Raw genomic sequence first — 18,660 nt, forward strand, 5'->3', positions numbered from 1 at the left:
GCTTTTCTTCCCGGGCGCAGGCCCGCAGGGTCGATCAGTCCGATTACTTCTTGCCGAAGCGATTGCGGAACTTCTCGACGCGGCCACCCATGTTGTCCACCGACTTCTGGGTACCGGTATAGAAGGGGTGCGATTCGCTGGAGGTATCCAGCTTGAAGAGCGGCAGCTCGCGGCCGTCTTCCATCTTGATCGTTTCCTTGGTGTTCGCGCAGGAACGGGTCACGAACTTGAAGTTGTTCGACAGGTCCACGAAGCAGACTTCGCGGTAGTTGGGGTGAATGCCTTCTTTCATGGCGATTCCTTGGGTCAGGTGCGGCAGCCGCGAGAAAACCGTTCTCTCGTACTTGCCGCAAGTTGCAAAGCCTTGAATTATATGATGTTTATGGCGACCTCAACCGCCGCGGCGCATCATGTCGAAGAACTCGGAGTTGTTCTTCGTGGCCTTCATGCTCTTGAGCACCATTTCCATGGCCTCGATCTCATCCATGTTGTACATGAACTGGCGCAGGATGCGGGTCTTCTGCAGGATCTCGGGCGCCAGCAGCAGTTCTTCGCGGCGGGTGCCGCTGCGGTTGAGCTGGATCGAGGGGAAGACGCGCTTTTCGTACAGGCGGCGGTCGAGGTGGATTTCGCTGTTGCCGGTGCCCTTGAACTCTTCAAAGATCACCTCGTCCATACGGCTGCCGGTGTCGACCAGTGCGGTGGCGATGATGGTCAGCGAGCCGCCTTCTTCCACATTGCGCGCGGCGCCGAAGAAGCGCTTGGGGCGCTGCAGGGCGTTGGCGTCCACGCCGCCGGTCAGCACCTTGCCGGAGCTGGGCAGCACGTTGTTGTAAGCGCGGGCCAATCGGGTGATGGAGTCCAGCAGGATCACCACGTCCTTCTTGAGTTCGACCAGGCGCTTGGCGCGCTCGATCACCATCTCGGCCACGTGCACATGGCGGGCGGCCGGTTCGTCGAAGGTGGAGGCGATCACGTCGCCGCGCACCGTGCGCTGCATCTCGGTCACTTCTTCCGGGCGCTCGTCCACCAGCAGCACCATCAGCTCCACCTCGGGGTGGTTGGCGGTGATGGCGTGGCAGATGTGCTGCATCATGACCGTCTTGCCGCTTTTGGGCGGGGCGACGATCAGGGCACGCTGGCCCTTGCCGATGGGGGAGATGATGTCGATGACGCGGCCGGTGATGTTCTCGTCGGTCTTGATGTCGCGTTCCAGGCGCATCTGCTGCTTGGGAAACAGCGGCGTCAGGTTTTCGAACATCACCTTGTGCTTGTTCGCCTCGGGTGGCAGCCCGTTGATGGCGTCGAGCTTGTTGAGCGCGAAATAGCGTTCGCCGTCCTTGGGGATGCGCACCTCGCCCTCGATCATGTCGCCGGTATGCAGGTTGAAGCGGCGGATCTGGCTGGGCGAGATGTAGATGTCGTCGGTGGACGCCGTGAAGCTGGTGTCCATGTTGCGCAGGAAGCCAAAGCCGTCGGGCAGCACTTCCAGCACGCCGTCCGCGTTCACCTGTTCGCCAGCCTTGGCGCGCTTCTTGATGATGGCGAACATCAGCTCCTGCTTGCGCATGCGGCCGGTGTTTTCGATCTCAAGCGCTTCGGCCTGCTTGAGGACTTCAGACACGTGCAGTGCCTTGAGTTCGTTAAGGTGCATGGAAATCGCTCCGGAGGGGAGTCTTGTCAGAACCGGGGGAGGGGCGCTGATGTCCGGATGGCGGACTGGCGCTGTCAGGAGGGGCTGGGCGTTGGTGGGCCAGCTGACGCAAGAATTATGACAGGAAAAAACCGGCCACCTGAGCCGTCTCCGGGCCTTGCACCCGGAGCAGCGGTGGCCGGCGCCGAGCCGGTCAGGCCAGTTGCTGGTCGATGAAGGCCGTCAGCTGGGCCTTGCTCATCGCGCCCACCTTGGTGGCGGCCAGCTGGCCGTCCTTGAACAGCATCAGCGTGGGGATGCCACGGATGCCGAACTTGGCCGGGATGTCGCGGTTTTCGTCAACATTGACCTTGGCGATCTTGAGCTTGCCGTTGTAGGAGCCAGCCACTTCGTCCAGGATCGGGGCGATCATCTTGCAGGGGCCACACCATTCCGCCCAGAAGTCGACCAGCACAGGGGCTTTGGCGTCGAGCACATCGGCCTGAAAGGTTGCATCGGAAACGTGGGTGATCAGCTCACTGGCCATGGTTCATCCTGAAGAACGTGGATCGGGGAAGTTAAAGTCGGAAACGGAGCAGCCGCCAGGGCGGACACCCGTGAACCGAGACATTGTGACAGAAACCCCCCACCGATGATGCCTGCGCCGGACCACCCCACAGCGCCTGGGCCCATGCCGACCGCCCGTGGCGGGTGGACGGCAGTGGTGCGCCGCATCGAGGCTGCCGTGGCCACGGATGGTGGGTCGCCGGACCGGTGGCTGGTGCTGCTGCCGTATGCCCAGCTGATCGATCCCGCCCGTCGGGCCTGGGCCGCGTCTCATCCCACCGGCTTTGCGCCCCGTTTCGAAACCACGCGCAACTGGGCCGCCGGGCTGGCGCCCTGGTGGCCGGCGCCCACCGATCTCAGTGGCGACATGGCACGGGACAGCCTGGTGGCCGAGGCCCTGGTCGACCGCATGGCCAAGGGCCAGCGGGACCCCGCGCTGCGCGCCGAGCTGGTGTCGCGCCTGGTCGATGCGGCCCGCCAGCTGGCGCCGCTCGCAGCGGCGGTGCCGCCAGGACAGCGGACGGCCTGGGCCGAACGGCAGCGCGTCGCCCTGACACCCGGCCCACAGTGGGAGTCGCTGGTGGCCTCGCTGGCCCTGGCCTGGGTCGGCAGCGCCGGGTTCGCCACCGACGTGCTCTGGTCGGAACGAGCGGCGCCCGGCAACGCCGCCGACCGGATCTGGCTGCTGCAGGGTTTTCAGGACGACCCGCTCGGACAGGCGCTGGCTGCGCACTGGGGCGGGCGTTCCGAGGTGCTCTCGCTTGCTGAGTTGCTGGGCGTGTCCGAAGGAGCCTCTGTGGGCTCACTGTTTTTTCAGGTCTGCGCCGATCCGGAAGACGAGGCGCGGCGCACCACGGCGGCGGTGATTGCCCGGATCAACGCGGGGCGGGTGCCGCTGGCCCTGGTGGCCAACGACCGCCTGATGGTCCGCCGCATCAGCGCCTTGCTGCACACAGCCGGCGTCCCACTGCGCGACGACACCGGCTGGAAGCTTTCCACCACCCACGCGGCGGCGCGGCTCATGAGCCTTCTGCGTGCCGCCGATCCTCGGGCCCGTACCGACGACGTGCTCGACCTGCTCAAGCAGGGCGGCGCCTGGCCGGCGGGGACTGTGGAGACGCTGGAACAAATGGCGCGCGAGCATGGCCTCTCGTCCTGGCGTGCGGTGCTGCGGAACGCCGCAATGGCGCCGCTGGTGCCTGAGGACCTCGTCGCCGTGCTGGAGTCTCTGCAGGCGGCGCGCCCGCTGGAACGCTGGCTCGACGATCTGCGCTCCGCGCTGGAGGCGTGTGGACTGTGGCCCATGCTGCTCGACGACCCGGCGGGCCAGCAGCTCCTGCAGGTGCTGCGTTTGAATGAAGGCGCCTCGTCCGAACTGCGGCAGGTCGGGCAGGCGCTGAACGATGGTGGCCGGCCGACGCTGCGCCTGGGCCTCGCGGCATTTTCTGCCTGGGTCCGTGACGTGCTGGAGAGTGCCAGCTTCCTGCCGCGCAGCGACGCCGAAGCGCCCGTGACGATCCTGCCGATGGCGCAACTGCTGGGACGCGGGTTCGAATCGGTGGTGATGCCGGGTTGTGACGAGGTCACGCTCGATCCCAGCCCGGAACTGCCCGGCCCCTGGACGGCCGCGCAGCGGGTGGCGCTGGGGCTGCCGACGCGGGAACAGCTGTCGGCCGCGGCGCAAAGCGCCTGGACCGCCGCGCTGTGCGCGCCATCGGTCGACATCCTGTGGCGCTGCCAGAAGGACGGCGAGCCGCTGTCGCCCAGCCCCTGGGTGCTGGCGCTGCCGGGTGCTCAGTCCTCCGCTGCCTCCGCCAGCAGCCACGACCAGCAACGCCACCTGGCCCCTGCGCCGGTGCCGCCACCCCAGCCGTCGGCGCCGGCGCTGGTGCCGGCCCGGCTGTCGGCCAGCGCCTATCAGGACCTGCGCGACTGCCCCTACCGCTTCTTCGCACTGCGGCAACTGCGGGTGAGCGATGCGCCCGAGCTGGAGGCCGAGCCCGACCAGCGCGACCTGGGCAACTGGTTGCACGCGGTGCTCAAGGTCTTTCACGAGGAGCGCGGCGACCAGCGCCTGGGCCGGGAGGCCGACGCTTTGCGGCTCAATCAGATCGGAGACGAGGTGGCCGCGGCCATGGGCCTGCAGGGCGACGCCACCGACGCTGGCTTTCTGCCGTACCAGGCGGTCTGGCCGGCGCTGCGCGAGGGCTATCTGGACTGGCTGGCGGACCACGAGGCCCGGCCCGGTCGTCCCGGTCCGGTGTTCGAGCGGGCCGAGGCCGAACTGGCGGCGGAGCTTCCGCCTTGGCGCCTGTGGGGCAAGCTCGACCGAATCGACCGCCAGGACAGCCCGGAAGGTCCGTTGCCGCTGGTGATCGACTACAAGACCGAGAGCCGGCAGAAGACCGAAGACCGCGTCAAGCATCCGTTCGAGGACACGCAGCTGGCGTTCTACGCTGCGCTGCTGCCCGACGAGAACCTGCGCGCGGCCTACCTGAGCATTACCGACGGTCGCTCCGCCAGCGGCAAAAAGGGCGCCACCCACCTGATCGAGCAGCCACTCGTGTTGCAGGCGCGCGAACGCCTGCGCGAGGGCCTGGTGGCCGACCTCTCGCGCGTGGCGGCCGGGCATCCGATGCCCGCGCTCGGCGAAGGGCGCGTGTGCGAGCACTGCGACGCCCGGGGTCTGTGCCGCAAGGACTTCTGGGGTGGCGCATGAGCGTGCAGGCCGCCTACCAGATCAATGGCCAGCCGGTGTCGGCCGAGGCCTTCTATGCCGCGGCCTGCGACCCTGCGCGCTCGATCGCGGTCGAGGCTTGCGCGGGCGCGGGCAAGACCTGGATGCTGGTGGCGCGCATCGTGCGGGCGCTGCTCGACGGCGCGCCGGCCCAGGACATCCTGGCCATCACCTTCACCAAGAAGGCCGCTGGCGAGATGCGTGGACGGCTGGGCAGCGAATTGCGCCGGTGCGCCGGTCTGGACGAGGCGGGTCTGGTGCAGACCCTGAGCAGCTGGGGTTTTGGCGAGGCCGAGGCCCGGCGCCGCGCGCCTGAGCTCAAGACCTTGCACCAGCGGGTCACCGCTTCGGGGCGTCAGGTGCAGCTGCGCACCTTCCACAGCTGGTTCTCGGCACTGCTGCGGGGCGCGCCGCTGACGGTGCTGCAGGAGCTCGGCCTGCCGCTGTCCTATGAGCTGCTGGAAAACGACCAGAAGGCCATGCCCTTGCTGTGGCCCCGCTTCTACGGCGCGCTGGCGGCCAGCGGCGAAGACCGGCAGGCGTTCTTTGACAGCGTGGCGCGCCACGGCCGTCACCAGACCATCAAGGCGCTGGAGGCGGCGCTGGCCAAGCGTGTGGAGTTCGGACTGGCGGATGCCTCCGGCCTGGTGGAGCGCTCGGTGGCGCATTTCAGCGGCGTGGTGCCGCGGCTGGCCGGTTTCGAACGACCGGAGCAGGCCTTGGCCGGCGAGGCCGTGAGCGCACGCTGGCTGGGCTGGTCTCGGGAGCTGGGCGCGGAGAAAAACAAGACGCCGCAGAAGGCGGCCGATGCGGTGGTGGATGCGTTCGCCGCCGGCGATGAGCCGAGCCGCCTGGGCGGGCGGTTGTCGGCATTGCGAAAGGCCTTCTTCGTGGCGACCGAAGACCGCCTCAATACCAACCTGGCCAAGTTCCCGGCAGCCCAGGCCGCCGAAACCGAACTGCAGGAACTGCTCAAGGCACACGCCCAACACGAGGCCTGGCTGCACCAGCAGCGCATGACCCGCCTGGCGCGGGTGCTGCTGGCCTGTTACGCCGATCTCAAGCGCGAGCGCGGCTGGGTGGACATGAACGACCTGGAATCCGCCGCGTGCCGCCTGCTGGGCGACGCCGAACTCTCGGGCTGGATGCAGCAGCGGCTGGACGCCCGCGTGCGCCACCTGCTGATCGACGAATTCCAGGACACCAACCCGCTGCAGTGGAAATCGCTGTACGGTTGGCTCAGCGCCTACGCTGGCGCCGGTTCGGGCGAGGCACCCAGCGTGTTCCTGGTGGGCGATCCCAAGCAGTCGATCTACCGCTTCCGCCGTGCCGAGCCCCAGGTGTTCAAGGCAGCCCAGGCCTTCGTGGTGCAAGGCCTGGGCGGCGCCTTGCTCAGCTGCGACCACACGCGCCGCTGCTCGCAGGCGGTGGTGCAGACGCTCAACACCGCCATGGCCGCGGCGACGGCGGCGGGCGAATACGCCGGCTTCCGCTCCCACACCACACACAGCCAGGAGGCTGGGTCGGTGGGTGTACTGCCGGCCATTGAACGTGCCGTGAAAGAAGAGGCGACCCGCGACGAGGAACCGGTCTGGCGCGACAGCCTGAACCAGCCGCGCGTGCTGCCCGACGAAGAGGGCAGTGCCGAGCGCGAGGCTGCCCAGGTGGCCGACTGGATCGCGCAGCAGGTGGCCGGCGGCCACGCGCCCGACGGCTTCATGGTGCTGGCGCGCAAGCGCAACCGGCTGCACCTGGTGCACCAGGCGCTGCGCGAGCGTGGCATCGCGAGCGAGGCACCCGGAGAGGCCGAGCTGATTGAATCGCCCGCGGTGCAGGACATGGTCGCGCTGCTGGATGCGCTGGTCTCGCCGCGCCACCACCTGAGCCTGGCGCGGGCGCTCAAGTCGCCGCTGTTCGGCTGGGACGACGCCCGGCTGGTGGCGCTGGCGACCGCGGTGCGCGCCGCAGGCGAGGGGAGGGAGGACAGGCCGGACTGGTGGGCGGTGTTGCCCACGGTCGACCCCGCCACCGCCTCCACGCTCGCGCTCTACCAGGACTGGCTGCGCCGTCTGCCACCGCACGACGCGCTCTCGGCCATTTACGACCACGGCGACGTGCTGGCGCGTTTCGCCTGTGCGGTGCCCGCGAGCGAGCGTGGCGCCACCCTGGCCGCCCTGCGTGACCTGCTGGCGCAGTCGCTGGCCCAGGACGGCGGGCGCTTTCTCACGCCCTACCGCTTCGTGCGCGCGCTCAAGGCGGGCGGCATCCCCGCAGGCGGCGCCCACCAGCCGGGCGCCGTGCGGCTGCTCACCATCCACGGCGCCAAAGGTCTGGAGGCCGAGACCGTGATCCTGCTGGACACCGACAACCCGCCGCAGAAGCCCGAGAGCATGGGCGTGCTGGTGGACTGGCCGGCCGGGGACGATGCGCCGAGGCGCTTCGTGTTCCTGGCGAGCGAGAAGAACCCGCCCACCTGCGCGGTGGACCTGCTCGCCACTGAACAGCAGGCGCGTGCGCTGGAAGAGCTGAACGCGCTCTATGTCGCGCTCACGCGGGCCGAGACGAATCTGGTGATCTCCAGCTTTGTGCCGCACCAGCCGCCCGACCAGAGCTGGTGGCGGCGGCTGCAGCCGCTGGCGCAGCCGTTGCCGGCACCGGTGGTGGCCATCCAGGCGGTGGCGGTCGACGGGGCCTTTGAACTGCCCGCCCTGCCGGCGCTGGACCCGAAGTGGCTCCGGACCGGCACGTCCGACACCCATGTGGCAGAGGACGACGAGCGTTCCCGCCTGGGCCAGGCCATGCACCGCCTGCTGCAGTGGCGGCCCACGCCGCTGGGCGGTTTCACCTGGACGGACGAGCACGTGCGCGCGGTGGTGCGCGAGTTCCAGCTGACCGGCCCGGCCGGTGACGCAGCGCTGGCCATGGCGCAGCGCGTGGTGGCGGGCGAGGCCTCCTGGGCCTGGTCAGAGCAGGCCCTGCTGCACTGGGGCAACGAGGTCGAGCTCTGGCACGAGGGGGAACTGCTGCGGCTGGACCGGCTGGTGCGACGCCGAGACAGCGGCGAATGGTGGGTGCTCGACTTCAAGAGCGCCGAACGGCCCGAGCAGCAGGCCGCGCTGCGCGAGCAGATGGCGCGCTACCGCCGGGCGCTGCAGGCAGCCCGTCCTGGCGAAGCGGTGCGGCTGGCCTTCGTCAGCGCCACCGGACAATTGATTGAACTGGAAACCCCATGAACTCTGACGTCGCGATCATCGGCGGCGGGCCGGCCGGCCTGATGGCCGCCGAGGTGTTGTCGGCGGCCGGCGTGCCGGTCGACCTGTACGACGCCATGCCCTCGGTCGGCCGCAAGTTCCTGCTCGCTGGCAAGGGCGGCATGAACCTGACGCATTCCGAGCCGGCCGACCGCTTCGCCGGCCGCTACGGCGAGCGGCGCCAGCAGATCGAGGCCCTGCTGGCCGACTTTGGCGCCGCCGAGGTGCGCGCCTGGGCGCTCGGCCTGGGCATTGAGACCTTCGTCGGCAGCTCGGGCCGTGTCTTCCCGACCGACATGAAGGCAGCGCCGCTGCTGCGGGCCTGGCTGCAGCGCCTTCGCCACCCGGCCGGTGGCGGCCCCGGTGTGCGCTTCCACATGCGCCACCGCTGGCTGGGCTGGACCGACGATGGCCACACGTTGCGCTTCGAGACCCCGTCAGGCGAGCAACCGGTGCAGGCGCGTGCGGTGGTGCTGGCGCTGGGCGGCGGCAGCTGGGCGCGGCTGGGCTCCAACGGCGCCTGGGTGCCGCTGCTGGCGGCGCGCGGTGTGGCCGTGGCGCCTCTGCTGCCCGCCAACTGCGGCTTCGATGTGGCCGGCGGCTGGAGCGAACACTTCCGCAGCCGCTTTGCCGGCCAGCCGTTCAAGAACGTGGCGATCCGGTGCGCATCGGCCCAAGGGCCGGCGTTCGAGCGCCAGGGCGAGTTCGTCGCCACGCAGACCGGTGTCGAGGGCAGCCTGGTCTATGCGGCGTCCGCGCTGCTGCGCCAGCAGATCGTCCGGGCAGGCGAGGCCACGCTGCTGCTGGACCTGCTGCCGGCCTGGACGCCTGAGCGGGTGCAGCGCGAGGTGGCCCACCCGCGCGGTTCGCGCTCTCTCTCCAGCCACCTCAAGAGCCGGCTGGGGCTGGACGGCATCAAGACCGCGGTGCTGTACGAGCGGCTGGGCAAGGACGCGATGAACGACCCGGTGCGCCTGGCCGAAGCGATCAAGAGCCTGCCACTTTCTCTCATCGCGGCGCGGCCCATCGACGAGGCCATCAGCAGCGCCGGGGGCGTGCTGTTCGAGGCGCTGGACAGCGGCCTGATGTGCGAGCAGTTGCCCGGCGTGTTCTGCGCCGGTGAAATGCTGGACTGGGAGGCACCCACCGGCGGCTACCTGCTGACCGCCTGCCTGGCCAGCGGCCACCGGGCCGGGCAGGGCGTGTTCAACTGGCTGCAACGTGCCAACTGAAACCCTGCTGTCATCACGGCGTCAAGGCGCCGACCTAAAGTGTCTGGCTTGTCATTCAGAACCTGCGTTCCCAACGACCATGAGCACACCCCGCCCGAACCGCCGCCACTTCTGCCAGCAGATCGCCGCTGGCCTGGCCTTGGCACCCGCACTGTCTTCCGCCGCTACGTTCCCGGAACGCCCGATGCGCATCGTCGTGCCATTCGCGCCGGGCGCCGGCACCGACGCCATGGGCCGTCTGGTGGCTGCGAAACTGGGCGAGCTGTTCAAGGTGAATGTGGTGGTCGAGAACCGCACCGGCGCCTCCGGGGCCATCGGCGCGCAGGAGGTGGCCAAGGCCGCACCCGATGGCCACACGCTGCTGCTGGCCGCCGCGCCCTTCACCACGGTGGCCGCCGCGCTGCCCACGGCGGGCTACGACCCGGTGGGCGGTTTCGTGCCAGTCGGCATGATCGCGCACGGCCCGCTGGTCTGGGTGGCCAACAAGGACCTGCCTGCGAGCACGCTGCCCGAACTGATCGCCCTGGCGAAGAAGCAGCCGGGCGCGCTCAACTATGGCTCGGCCGGCGTGGGCGGCATCAACCACCTGGTGCTCGAATCGCTGGAGGCGCGCGCCGGCATCTACATCACCCACATTCCCTACCGCGGCATCGCGCCGGCCACGCTGGACACGATTTCCGGCCAGTTGCAGCTGCTCACCGGCACCATCCCCGCGCTCGCACCCCACATCCGCGACGGCAAGCTCAAGGCGCTGGCAGTCACGAGCCCGGAGCGCAGCCCCGCGCTGCCGAACGTGCCTGGCATGAAGGAAGCCGGCATGGCCGACTTCAACGTACTGAATTACTTCGCGCTGGTCGCGCCCAGGGGCACGCCGGATGCAGTGGTGCAGCAGATCAACGTCGCGCTGGCCCAGGTGGTGCAGATGCCGGATGTGAAGGAGCGACTGGCCAAGGACGCGCTGGAGCCCGCGGTGGGCAGCCCCGCCCAGCTGGGCCAGTTCCTGCAGCGCGACCTGGAGGGCTGGAAGGCCGTGGTGAAGAAGCAGGGGCTGAAGATCGACGCGTTCTGATTGGCACGACGCCCACAACAAAAAAGGCCGCTGATGCGGCCTTTGCTTTTTGTGCGCCATCGGCGCTGAACGAATAAGGTGACGAGCCTTGACCCCGGCACTGGCTCCACAGTTAGGGCTGCTTGGTTCCCCACCTGACCCGGTTGGCCGCTTCACCATGCGGGAAGGCCCGTCACCCGCGATTGTAGGCGATGCCCCGAGCCCTTTGCGGAGCAGGGCGACCTTTAGAATCACCCGCCTATGTCCTATGTCGTCCTGGCCCGCAAATACCGTCCGCGCCGCTTCACCGAAATGGTGGGGCAGCAGCATGTGGTGCAAGCCCTCTCAAATGCCCTGACGACCCAGCGCCTGCACCACGCCTACCTGTTCACCGGCACGCGCGGTGTGGGCAAGACCACGGTCTCGCGCATTCTGGCCAAGTCGCTCAACTGCCTGGGTGCGGACGGGCAGGGCGGCATCACCGCCGAACCCTGCGGCGTCTGCCAGGCCTGCACCGACATCGACGCCGGCCGCTTCGTCGACTACACCGAGCTGGACGCGGCCTCCAACCGCGGCGTGGACGAGGTGCAGTCGCTGCTGGAACAGGCGGTCTACAAGCCGGTGCAGGGTCGCTTCAAGGTCTTCATGATCGATGAGGTGCACATGCTCACCGGGCACGCGTTCAACGCGATGCTCAAGACGCTGGAAGAGCCGCCCGAATACCTCAAGTTCGTTCTGGCCACGACCGACCCCCAGAAGGTGCCGGTGACGGTGCTCTCGCGCTGCCTGCAGTTCAACCTGCGGCCGATGGCGCCCGAGACGGTGCTGGAGCATCTGGGCCAGGTGCTGGCGGCCGAGAACGTGCCGGCTGAGCCACATGCCTTGCGCCTGCTCTCGCGCGCGGCGCGGGGTTCGATGCGGGATGCGTTGTCGCTCACCGACCAGGCGATCGCCTTCGGCGGCGGTCAGTTGCAGGAAGCCACGGTGCGCCAGATGCTGGGCGCGGTGGACCGCTCGCACGTGCTGCGGCTGATCGATGGCCTCGCTCGCGGCGATGGCGCAGCGGTGGTGGACACCGTCGATGCATTGCGCGTCAACGGCCTGAACGCCGCCTCGACGCTGGAGGAAATGACCAGCCTGCTGCAGCGCATGGCCGTGCTGCAGGCGGTGCCCGAGCGCGCTGCGCTGGAGGCTTCGGACGACCCTGACCAGCCCGAGATCGTTCGGCTGGCGCGGGCCCTGCCGGCCGATGAGACGCAGCTGCTCTACAGCCTGTGCCTGCACGGGCGCGGCGAGCTGGGCCTGGCGCCCGACGAGTACGCGGCGCTGACCATGGTGCTGCTGCGGCTGCTGGCCTTCAAGCCGGCCGGCGTCGCCAGCGCCTCGCCGGAAAAAAAAACACTGAAATCCGGGCCTGAGCTCGTCGCGGCACCCGCGCCGGTGGCCAAACCGGCGGTGGCAGAGGCTCCTTCGCCGGGTCCAGCGGCCCAAGTGCCCGCTTCGCCAACGGTTTCCGACCCGTCCGCTGCCGTGCTCGCAGCAAGGCCTGCTGCTGCCCCCGTGGCGCGCGAGGTCCCCGAGGAACCCACGGACGTCGACGGAGCGCCCTGGGTCGACGAACCCGGTGAAGAGGCGATGCCTGAGCCGCCGGAAGAGGGTGTGCAGACCAGCCGGCGCGTGGTGGAAATTCCGGTGCGCGAGGCCAGCCTGTCCCCGCGGGTGGAGCAGTTGCGCGACCCTTCCGAGCCGGTGCGTCTGCCGGAGCCGGTGATCACGCCCGAGGGCGACTTCTGGTTCGGTCTTGTGCAGCAGATGGTCAAGGCCGAAGTGGTCACGGCCCTGGTGCGCGAGCTGGCGCTGCAGTCGCAGCTGGTGGCGCGCGATGCCGACCAGTGGCTGCTGCGCGTGGAGCGCGAGTCGCTCAACCAGCCCAGCACACGCGAGCGCCTGTCGACCGCCCTGCAGTCGCAGGGGCATGCCGTGCGACTGGCGGTGGAAATTGGCCCGGTGAGCGACTCGGCCTCGCTGCGCCTGGCGGCCGAGGCCAACCGGCGCCAGCGCGAGGCCGAACGCATCATCCACGAGGACCCCATGGTGCAGGCCATGATGCGCGACTTTGGCGGCAGAATCGTGCCCGGATCGCTGCGGGCCACCGAGGTCTGAGCGCACACAGTTTCATTCTTCCCAAGAACCCAACCCAAGGATCACCATGTTCAACAAAGGACAACTCGCCGGCCTGATGAAGCAGGCCCAGGCCATGCAGGAAAACCTCAAGAAGGCCCAGGACGAACTGGGCAACATCGAGGTGACGGGCGAATCCGGTGCTGGTCTGGTCAAGGTGGTCATGACCTGCAAGCACGACGTGCGCCGCGTGACCATCGACCCGTCTCTGCTGGCCGACGACAAGGACATGCTCGAAGACCTGGTGGCCGCTGCTTTCAACGCCGCGGTGCGCAAGGCCGAAGAGACCTCGCAGGAGAAGATGGGCAAGCTCACCGCCGGCATGCCCGGGCTGCCGGGTGGCATGAAGTTCCCGTTCTGACCACGCATCCACGCGTGGCCGATACCCATTCGCTGGAACTGCTGGTGCAGGCACTGCGCTGCCTGCCCGGCGTGGGGGTGAAGTCCGCCCAGCGCATGGCCTTCCATCTGCTGCAACACGACCGTGAGGGCGCGCTGCGGCTGTCGAAGGCCTTGCAGCACGCCTGCAACTCGGTGAAGCACTGCACGATGTGCCACACCTTCACCGAAAACGACGTCTGCCCGACCTGCGATGACCCGCGGCGCGACCGTGGCCTGCTCTGCGTGGTGGAAACACCGGCCGACCAAGCAGCGATGGAGCGCACCGGTGCCTACAAGGGCCTGTACTTCGTGCTGATGGGCAAGCTCAGCCCGCTGGATGGTGTGGGCCCGCGCGAGATCGGCCTGCAGAAGCTGTTCGAGCGCATCGATGCGACCGAACAGGGCGAGCGGGTGGTGCGTGAGGTGATCCTGGCGACCAACTTCACCGCCGAAGGTGAGACCACGGCCCATGTCATCGCGCAGGGGCTGAAGACCCGCGGGGTCAACGTCACGCGTCTCGCGCGCGGGGTGCCGGTGGGCAGCGAGCTCGAATACGTCGATCTGGGCACCATCGCCCACGCCCTGGTGGACCGGCGCTGACGCGCCCGCCCCCTTTTCTGTTTCAAGGTGTTTTCATGACCTATGCCGGACTGACCGTGGCCTACTGGACCGTGCTGGTCGTGGCCCTGATGCCGCTCGGCTGCGCCTGGCTGGCCAAGTCGGGGGCTGTGTCCAAGCCCCGCCGGGAAGGCGGCTACGACAACCATCTGCCACGCGAATGGCTGGCGCGTCAGACGGGCTGGCGCGCGCGGGCCAATGCGGCGCAGGCCAACTGCTTCGAGGCCATGCCGTTCTACATCGGCGCGGTCATCATTGCGCACCAGCATTCCGTCTTCCAGACGCGGCTGGATCTGCTGTGCTTTGTGTACGTGGTGCTTCGGCTGATGTACATCCTGTTCTACGTGGCCGACATGGCCACGCTGCGCAGCGCCGTCTGGGTGCTGGCGTTGGCAGCCAACATCGCGCTGCTCTTCATCTGATCGCAACGCTGGCGGCCGTTACATCGGCTTGCATTTGGCGTCGGTGGAAACCCGCTCGGGACTCGTCCTGATGCGCCGCGGGCGTGCGTGTCCTACGCTCGGTTTCATCGAATCAGGGAACCGAAGGACGCGTGCATGTGGAATCGCCGTGAATGGTTGCGGTCTTGGGCCTCGGCTTTGCCGATGGTGGCCGGGCTGCCTGTGGCGATGGCGCAAGGCAGCGCGAGATTGCAGTCACCGACTGCGCGCGCTCCATTCGGACGTGTGGTGCTGGTGGTCGAGAACCGCGCAGCCTTCTGCTACCTGCCGCTGACGATTGCTGATCGCATGGGGTACTTCGCAGCCGAGGGGCTGGATGTGCAGGTGCGCGACCTCATGGAGCCTGGAACCGCTTTGCAGGCCCTGCTGTCCGGTGCGGCGCAGGTGCTCTCGGGCCCCTACAGCACCAGCGTCGCCTTGCGCGCCCGCGGTCAGTCCTACCCGTCGATCGTGCTGCAGGGGCGGGCGCCCCAGCTGGTGCTGGGTGTGTCGCACAAGACGCTCGCGGGTTTCCGAAGCATCGGGGACTTGCGTGGGCGCAAGGTGCTGGTGCCGTCACTGGGCAGCGGTGCGCACCGCATGGTGCTCATGATGATGGCCGCCGGCCGTCTGGGTGCGGAGGCGGTGGAGTTTGTGCCGGTCTCCAGTCCGACGGCGGCGCTGGCGAACTTCCGAAACGGCCTGGTCGACGCAATCTGCTACACCGACCCGGTCATCACCCAGCTGGAGCAGGACAGTGCGCTGCGCCTGGTGGCTGATACACGCACGGTGCGCGGCAACGCGGATGTGTTCGGCGGGCCGATGCCCGCGGGTTGCCTGAGCGTGGCGGCCGACTACCTGAGCTCGCATCGCGACGAGTGCCAGGCGCTGGTCCATGGCCTGGTCCATGCACTCAAGTGGTTGCAGACGGCGGGCCTGTCCGACATCAACAAGGTGGTGCCGGAGTCTTACTTCCAGGGGGACCGGGCGCTGTACCTGGCGGCGTTCAGCCGCGCTCGCGAAGCCTGGTCGCCCGACGGGCTGATGCCCGATGCCGGGCCGGTGACCATGGCGCGGGTGATGTCCCGGTTCGACACCGCGTCCCCGCTGCGCCAGGTCGACCTTTCGCAGACCTTCACCAACGACATCGCTCTCAAGGCCAAGGCACGGTTCAAGGCCTGAGCGCCGCGCCGAGCCTGTTCAGCGTTTGGCGGTCTTGCGGCTGGAGCGCTCTTCCGATGCGAGCCGCACGCTCTTCTGTTTGCCCTTGGCCGCCTTGGCGGAACGCACAGGCGTTTTCGCACTGGCCTGTTTGCTGCGGGTGGCCTTGCTGGCCTTGGCCGAACGAGCGGGGGAGCGCTCGGCCACGCTGACGGACTTGGGCAGCATCAGGGTGAGCCGCTGGCCCGACTTGAGCTTCGCGTTCACGGACAGCCCGTTCCAGCCTGCCACGCTGACGGTACTCACCCGATAGCGTTGAGCCACACGGGCCAGCGTGTCGCCCTTGCGGGCGCGAACGACCGTGCGCCTGAGCACCACCTCGGGCGCCAGACTGAGCTGGGCGTTGTCGGCCACGAACTCGCTGACGTCCCGGTCACGCGATCCGCTGCGGTGGACCAGCAGGCTGGAACCGGCCCGGACCTTCATGCGCGGCGGGATGTTGTTGACCTCGCGCAGCTCCGACTCGCTCATGCCAACCTGTTTCGCCACCTGGGCCAGGCTCATGGTGGCAGGGGCCACCCAGGCGGTCCATGACGCCAGTGGGCCGTGGTAGGTCTTGAGCCGTTCCTCGAACACCTTCGCGTTGTCCCAGGGCAGCAGGACGTGCGGCGTGCCGGCGGCCATCACCAGCGGCTGCTTGATGGATGGGTTGAGCGTGCGGAAGTCGCGCTCGCTGATGCCCGCGAGGCTCGCGATGAGCGACACGTCCATGTCGCGTTCGATCGTGAGCGTGTCGAAGAAGGGGTGGTTGCCGATGGTCGGCAGCACAGTGCCGAACACCTCGGGGCGCGCGACGATGTTCTCGACCGCCTGCAGCTTGGGCACATACATGCGCGTTTCCAGCGGCATGTTCAGGTCGGTGTAGCCGGTGGGGCGGCCCTCGCGCTGGTTGCGGGTGATGGCCCGGTTCACGTTGCCCTGGCCCCAGTTGTAGGCGGCCAGAGCCAGGTGCCAGTCGCCAAACCGGGCGTGCAGCTGTTCAAGGTAGTCGAGTGCCGCACGGGTCGAGGCCAGCACGTCGCGGCGGTCGTCGCGGAACACGTTCTGCTTGAGGTCGAAGGACTGGCCGGTGGCGGGCATGAACTGCCACATGCCCGCAGCACGAGCGCTGGACACTGCCTGCGGGTTGAAAGCGCTTTCGATGAACGGCAGCAGCGCCAGCTCCATGGGCAGGTTGCGCCGCTCGATCTCCTCGACGATGTGGAACAGGTAGCGGCTTGAGCGCTCGGTCATGCGCTGGATGTAGTCGGGCCGCGAGGCGTACCACTGCTCGCGGTCGCGCACCAGATCGCCGTCGAGGTCCTGCATTGCGAGCCCTCGGCGGATGCGCTCCCAGATGTCGGCCGGTGCGGCCAGCATGGTGACGGGTGGGGGCTCAGCGGACGCAATGGAAATTTCACTCAGAGGGGCTTGGGGCGCCTGGATCCGAGGGGGCTGGGGAGCGGGGGTAGGCACTTGCGCCGGAGCGGTTGCTGTGGGCGATGGCGTTTCCGGCGGCACGTGCGGGGGCATTGGAGTGCTTGCACAGGCGGCGAGCAGCGCCAGCAGCCCCATTCCGCCCAGCACCTTCACGGAGCGTGTGGAGCGGCGCAGGCGGACGGGCAATGAAGATAGAAAGGGCATGGACTACTGAAACACGTTTTTCCAGGCGCGCAGTGTGGTGAACACACCCAGCGCGTTGGAAGGGGTCTCTGGGGCATGGCGGCGCGCTGCTTCTGACAGGGCCGGCACACGCACGCGAAGGAAGGGGTTGATCTGTTTTTCCAGCCCGATGGAGCTGGGCAGCGTGGGAAGGTTCCGCTCCCGCAGCGACTGGCAGTGTTGTTCGTACGCCTGCAGGTCGGTGTTGTCCGGGTCCACAGCCCGCGCAAACCGCAGGTTGGACAGCGTGTACTCGTGGGTGCAGCACACCCGGGTGTCGTCCGGAAGGGCCGCCAGGCGGTCGAGCGAGGTCAGCATCTGCTGGGGTGTGCCTTCGAACAGGCGGCCACAACCGGCGGAAAACAGCGTGTCACCGCAGAACAGCAGGGGCCGGCCGTCCACATTGGCGCAGTGGTAGGCGATGTGGCCTGCTGTGTGACCAGGCACATCCAGCACCTCGAAGCGCAGACCGAGCAGTTCGATGGTGTCGCCATCGCTCACGCGGTCGAGGGGTTCAGGCACGATCTCGCGCGAGGGTCCGATCACCCGTGCGCCGGTGGCCTGCCTCAGTGCGTCCACACCACCCGTGTGGTCGCCATGGTGGTGGGTGACCAGGATCGCGTCGAGCGTGATGCCCTCCGATCCCAGCCAATTCAGCGCGCCGTCGGATTCGCCTGGGTCCACCACGAGCGCGCGCCGACCATCGTGAAGCACCCAGATGTAGTTGTCGTTGAACGCAGGCAGGGGGATCAGGGTCATGGGGCTCGCACCTTGGGCAGGGCGTGTAGAGTACCGGGCGGGACCGGGTTGCGGCCCGACAAGACCGTCGCTTGAACACCCAGAATGAATGACCGAATTATAAGTTTGACCGACTGGTTCCAGACCCCTCCAGGGCGCTACCTGCTCCAGTGGGAACAGGGTCAGTTCGACCGGTCGGTGGTGAACTTGTTCGGTTACAACGCGCTGCAGCTGGGGTTGCCGGAGCTGCATGCACTGTCGGCCAACCGGATGCCTCATCGGTGGCTGGCCTTGCCCGAAGAAATGCTGAACGCTGAGGACATGCCGACAGGTGCCGCCAGCGACCCGGACCCCGCAGCTGCAACCGCAACCGCAGAAAAGTCCTCTTCAGTCACCCCGCGCGTGGCGCTGGTGACCAACGCAGCGGCGCTTCCTTTTCCGGAAGCGAGCCTGGACCTGGTGGTGCTGCCCCATACCCTGGAGCTGAGCGCCGATCCGCACCACGTGCTGCGCGAGGTGGAGCGGGTGCTCGTGCCTGAAGGGCGTGTGGTGGTGGCGGGTTTCAACCCCAACAGCTTCTGGGGGCTGCGCCAGAGCCGTTCGCGCCTGATGGGCCGCCTTGGCATCTCTGCGCTGGGTCTGTCGGAGCTGTATCTGCCGGAGGCCGGCGAGTTCATCGGGCCCTGGCGGTTGCGGGACTGGTTCCGTCTGTTGAGCTTTGAGGTCGAGTCGCAGCATTTCGGCTGTTACCGGCCAGCGGTCCACAGCGACAAGTGGCTGCAGCGCTATGCGTGGATGGACCGCGCCGGCGCCCGCTGGTGGCCGATCTTCGGATCGGTCTACTTTTTTGTCGCGGTCAAGCGGGTGCGCGGTGTACGTCTGCTCGGGCCTGCCTGGCGACCGCGGCGTGCTTCGGGCACCGCGCCCGTGACGATCGCAAACCGGCGCTGAATGCGCCTTACTGGAGCATTG

General features: G+C 68.2%; 15 protein-coding genes and 1 other RNA gene. 10 read left to right on the plus strand and 6 right to left on the minus strand.

The features are described 5' to 3' along the window. Nucleotides 1-43: 43 nt before the first annotated feature. From ACFOPI_RS20235 to trxA, 3 genes are all read right to left on the minus strand, one after another. Complete coding sequence (locus ACFOPI_RS20235; protein ID WP_382177972.1) at nt 44-292, minus strand: type B 50S ribosomal protein L31; 249 nt, start codon at nt 290-292, stop codon at nt 44-46. A 99-nt stretch (nt 293-391) separates the two neighbouring features. Continuing rightward, a complete protein-coding gene (rho, locus tag ACFOPI_RS20240; protein ID WP_066151301.1) occupies nt 392-1,654 on the minus strand; it encodes a transcription termination factor Rho in 1,263 nt (420 codons plus the stop codon). Between the two features lie 193 nt (nt 1,655-1,847). Then, a complete protein-coding gene (gene trxA / locus ACFOPI_RS20245) occupies nt 1,848-2,180 on the minus strand; it encodes a thioredoxin TrxA (protein WP_066151299.1) in 333 nt (110 codons plus the stop codon). Between the two features lie 144 nt (nt 2,181-2,324). Between trxA and ACFOPI_RS20250 the strand changes: the two genes are divergently transcribed. The 4 genes from ACFOPI_RS20250 (at nt 2,325) to ACFOPI_RS20265 (ending at nt 10,489) form a co-directional block, all read left to right on the plus strand. After that, complete coding sequence (locus ACFOPI_RS20250; protein ID WP_382177977.1) at nt 2,325-4,919, plus strand: PD-(D/E)XK nuclease family protein; 2,595 nt, start codon at nt 2,325-2,327, stop codon at nt 4,917-4,919. Beyond that, a complete protein-coding gene (locus tag ACFOPI_RS20255) occupies nt 4,916-8,170 on the plus strand; it encodes a UvrD-helicase domain-containing protein (protein WP_382177980.1) in 3,255 nt (1,084 codons plus the stop codon). The genes ACFOPI_RS20250 and ACFOPI_RS20255 overlap by 4 nt, the downstream gene beginning before the upstream one ends. After that, nucleotides 8,167-9,420 carry a TIGR03862 family flavoprotein gene (locus tag ACFOPI_RS20260; RefSeq protein ID WP_382177983.1) on the plus strand — a complete coding sequence of 418 codons (1,254 nt, stop codon included), beginning with the start codon at nt 8,167-8,169 and terminating at the stop codon, nt 9,418-9,420. Before ACFOPI_RS20255 ends, ACFOPI_RS20260 begins: the two co-directional genes overlap by 4 nt. A gap of 79 nt (nt 9,421-9,499) precedes the next feature. Then, complete coding sequence (locus ACFOPI_RS20265) at nt 9,500-10,489, plus strand: tripartite tricarboxylate transporter substrate binding protein (RefSeq protein ID WP_382177986.1); 990 nt, start codon at nt 9,500-9,502, stop codon at nt 10,487-10,489. 77 nt (nt 10,490-10,566) lie between these two features. Here the strand turns inward: ACFOPI_RS20265 and ffs are convergent. Next, nucleotides 10,567-10,663: signal recognition particle sRNA small type (ffs, locus tag ACFOPI_RS20270), an RNA gene on the minus strand. A gap of 66 nt (nt 10,664-10,729) precedes the next feature. Here ffs and dnaX point away from each other — a divergent pair. The 5 genes from dnaX (at nt 10,730) to ACFOPI_RS20295 (ending at nt 15,270) form a co-directional block, all read left to right on the plus strand. After that, on the plus strand, nt 10,730-12,631 hold the full coding sequence (gene dnaX / locus ACFOPI_RS20275) for a DNA polymerase III subunit gamma/tau (RefSeq protein ID WP_382177989.1): 1,902 nt from the start codon (nt 10,730-10,732) through the stop codon (nt 12,629-12,631). 46 nt (nt 12,632-12,677) lie between these two features. Then, on the plus strand, nt 12,678-13,010 hold the full coding sequence (locus ACFOPI_RS20280; RefSeq protein ID WP_079365739.1) for a YbaB/EbfC family nucleoid-associated protein: 333 nt from the start codon (nt 12,678-12,680) through the stop codon (nt 13,008-13,010). A gap of 14 nt (nt 13,011-13,024) precedes the next feature. Then, nucleotides 13,025-13,630, plus strand: coding sequence for a recombination mediator RecR (gene recR, locus ACFOPI_RS20285; RefSeq protein ID WP_382177992.1), 606 nt, complete (start codon nt 13,025-13,027; stop codon nt 13,628-13,630). A gap of 35 nt (nt 13,631-13,665) precedes the next feature. Next, nucleotides 13,666-14,070: an MAPEG family protein gene (locus ACFOPI_RS20290; protein WP_382177995.1), complete on the plus strand. Its 405-nt coding sequence runs from the start codon at nt 13,666-13,668 to the stop codon at nt 14,068-14,070. Nucleotides 14,071-14,205: 135 nt separating this feature from the next. After that, on the plus strand, nt 14,206-15,270 hold the full coding sequence (locus ACFOPI_RS20295) for an ABC transporter substrate-binding protein (RefSeq protein WP_382177998.1): 1,065 nt from the start codon (nt 14,206-14,208) through the stop codon (nt 15,268-15,270). Between the two features lie 18 nt (nt 15,271-15,288). Here the strand turns inward: ACFOPI_RS20295 and ACFOPI_RS20300 are convergent, their stop codons facing one another. Beyond that, nucleotides 15,289-16,863: a transglycosylase SLT domain-containing protein gene (locus tag ACFOPI_RS20300; RefSeq protein ID WP_382178763.1), complete on the minus strand. Its 1,575-nt coding sequence runs from the start codon at nt 16,861-16,863 to the stop codon at nt 15,289-15,291. A 72-nt stretch (nt 16,864-16,935) separates the two neighbouring features. Beyond that, nucleotides 16,936-17,709, minus strand: a complete 774-nt coding sequence (gene gloB / locus ACFOPI_RS20305) for a hydroxyacylglutathione hydrolase (RefSeq protein ID WP_382178001.1) — start codon at nt 17,707-17,709, stop codon at nt 16,936-16,938. Nucleotides 17,710-17,814: 105 nt separating this feature from the next. Here gloB and ACFOPI_RS20310 point away from each other — a divergent pair, with 105 nt between their 5' ends. Next, on the plus strand, nt 17,815-18,639 hold the full coding sequence (locus tag ACFOPI_RS20310; protein ID WP_382178004.1) for a class I SAM-dependent methyltransferase: 825 nt from the start codon (nt 17,815-17,817) through the stop codon (nt 18,637-18,639). Nucleotides 18,640-18,660 lie beyond the last annotated feature (21 nt).

The sequence above is a fragment of the Hydrogenophaga luteola genome, from assembly GCF_042648585.1.
Lineage (GTDB): Bacteria > Pseudomonadota > Gammaproteobacteria > Burkholderiales > Burkholderiaceae_C > Hydrogenophaga > Hydrogenophaga luteola.

What these genes read in the sequence shown, in the direction of transcription:
- ACFOPI_RS20235 (WP_382177972.1), bottom strand. Translation starts at nt 292, where the DNA reads ATGAAAGAAGGCATTCACCCCAACTACCGCGAAGTCTGCTTCGTGGAC.
- rho (WP_066151301.1), bottom strand. Translation starts at nt 1,654, where the DNA reads ATGCACCTTAACGAACTCAAGGCACTGCACGTGTCTGAAGTCCTCAAG.
- trxA (WP_066151299.1), bottom strand. Translation starts at nt 2,180, where the DNA reads ATGGCCAGTGAGCTGATCACCCACGTTTCCGATGCAACCTTTCAGGCC.
- ACFOPI_RS20250 (WP_382177977.1), top strand. Translation starts at nt 2,325, where the DNA reads ATGCCGACCGCCCGTGGCGGGTGGACGGCAGTGGTGCGCCGCATCGAG.
- ACFOPI_RS20255 (WP_382177980.1), top strand. Translation starts at nt 4,916, where the DNA reads ATGAGCGTGCAGGCCGCCTACCAGATCAATGGCCAGCCGGTGTCGGCC.
- ACFOPI_RS20260 (WP_382177983.1), top strand. Translation starts at nt 8,167, where the DNA reads ATGAACTCTGACGTCGCGATCATCGGCGGCGGGCCGGCCGGCCTGATG.
- ACFOPI_RS20265 (WP_382177986.1), top strand. Translation starts at nt 9,500, where the DNA reads ATGAGCACACCCCGCCCGAACCGCCGCCACTTCTGCCAGCAGATCGCC.
- dnaX (WP_382177989.1), top strand. Translation starts at nt 10,730, where the DNA reads ATGTCCTATGTCGTCCTGGCCCGCAAATACCGTCCGCGCCGCTTCACC.
- ACFOPI_RS20280 (WP_079365739.1), top strand. Translation starts at nt 12,678, where the DNA reads ATGTTCAACAAAGGACAACTCGCCGGCCTGATGAAGCAGGCCCAGGCC.
- ACFOPI_RS20290 (WP_382177995.1), top strand. Translation starts at nt 13,666, where the DNA reads ATGACCTATGCCGGACTGACCGTGGCCTACTGGACCGTGCTGGTCGTG.
- ACFOPI_RS20295 (WP_382177998.1), top strand. Translation starts at nt 14,206, where the DNA reads ATGTGGAATCGCCGTGAATGGTTGCGGTCTTGGGCCTCGGCTTTGCCG.
- ACFOPI_RS20300 (WP_382178763.1), bottom strand. Translation starts at nt 16,863, where the DNA reads ATGGGGCTGCTGGCGCTGCTCGCCGCCTGTGCAAGCACTCCAATGCCC.
- gloB (WP_382178001.1), bottom strand. Translation starts at nt 17,709, where the DNA reads ATGACCCTGATCCCCCTGCCTGCGTTCAACGACAACTACATCTGGGTG.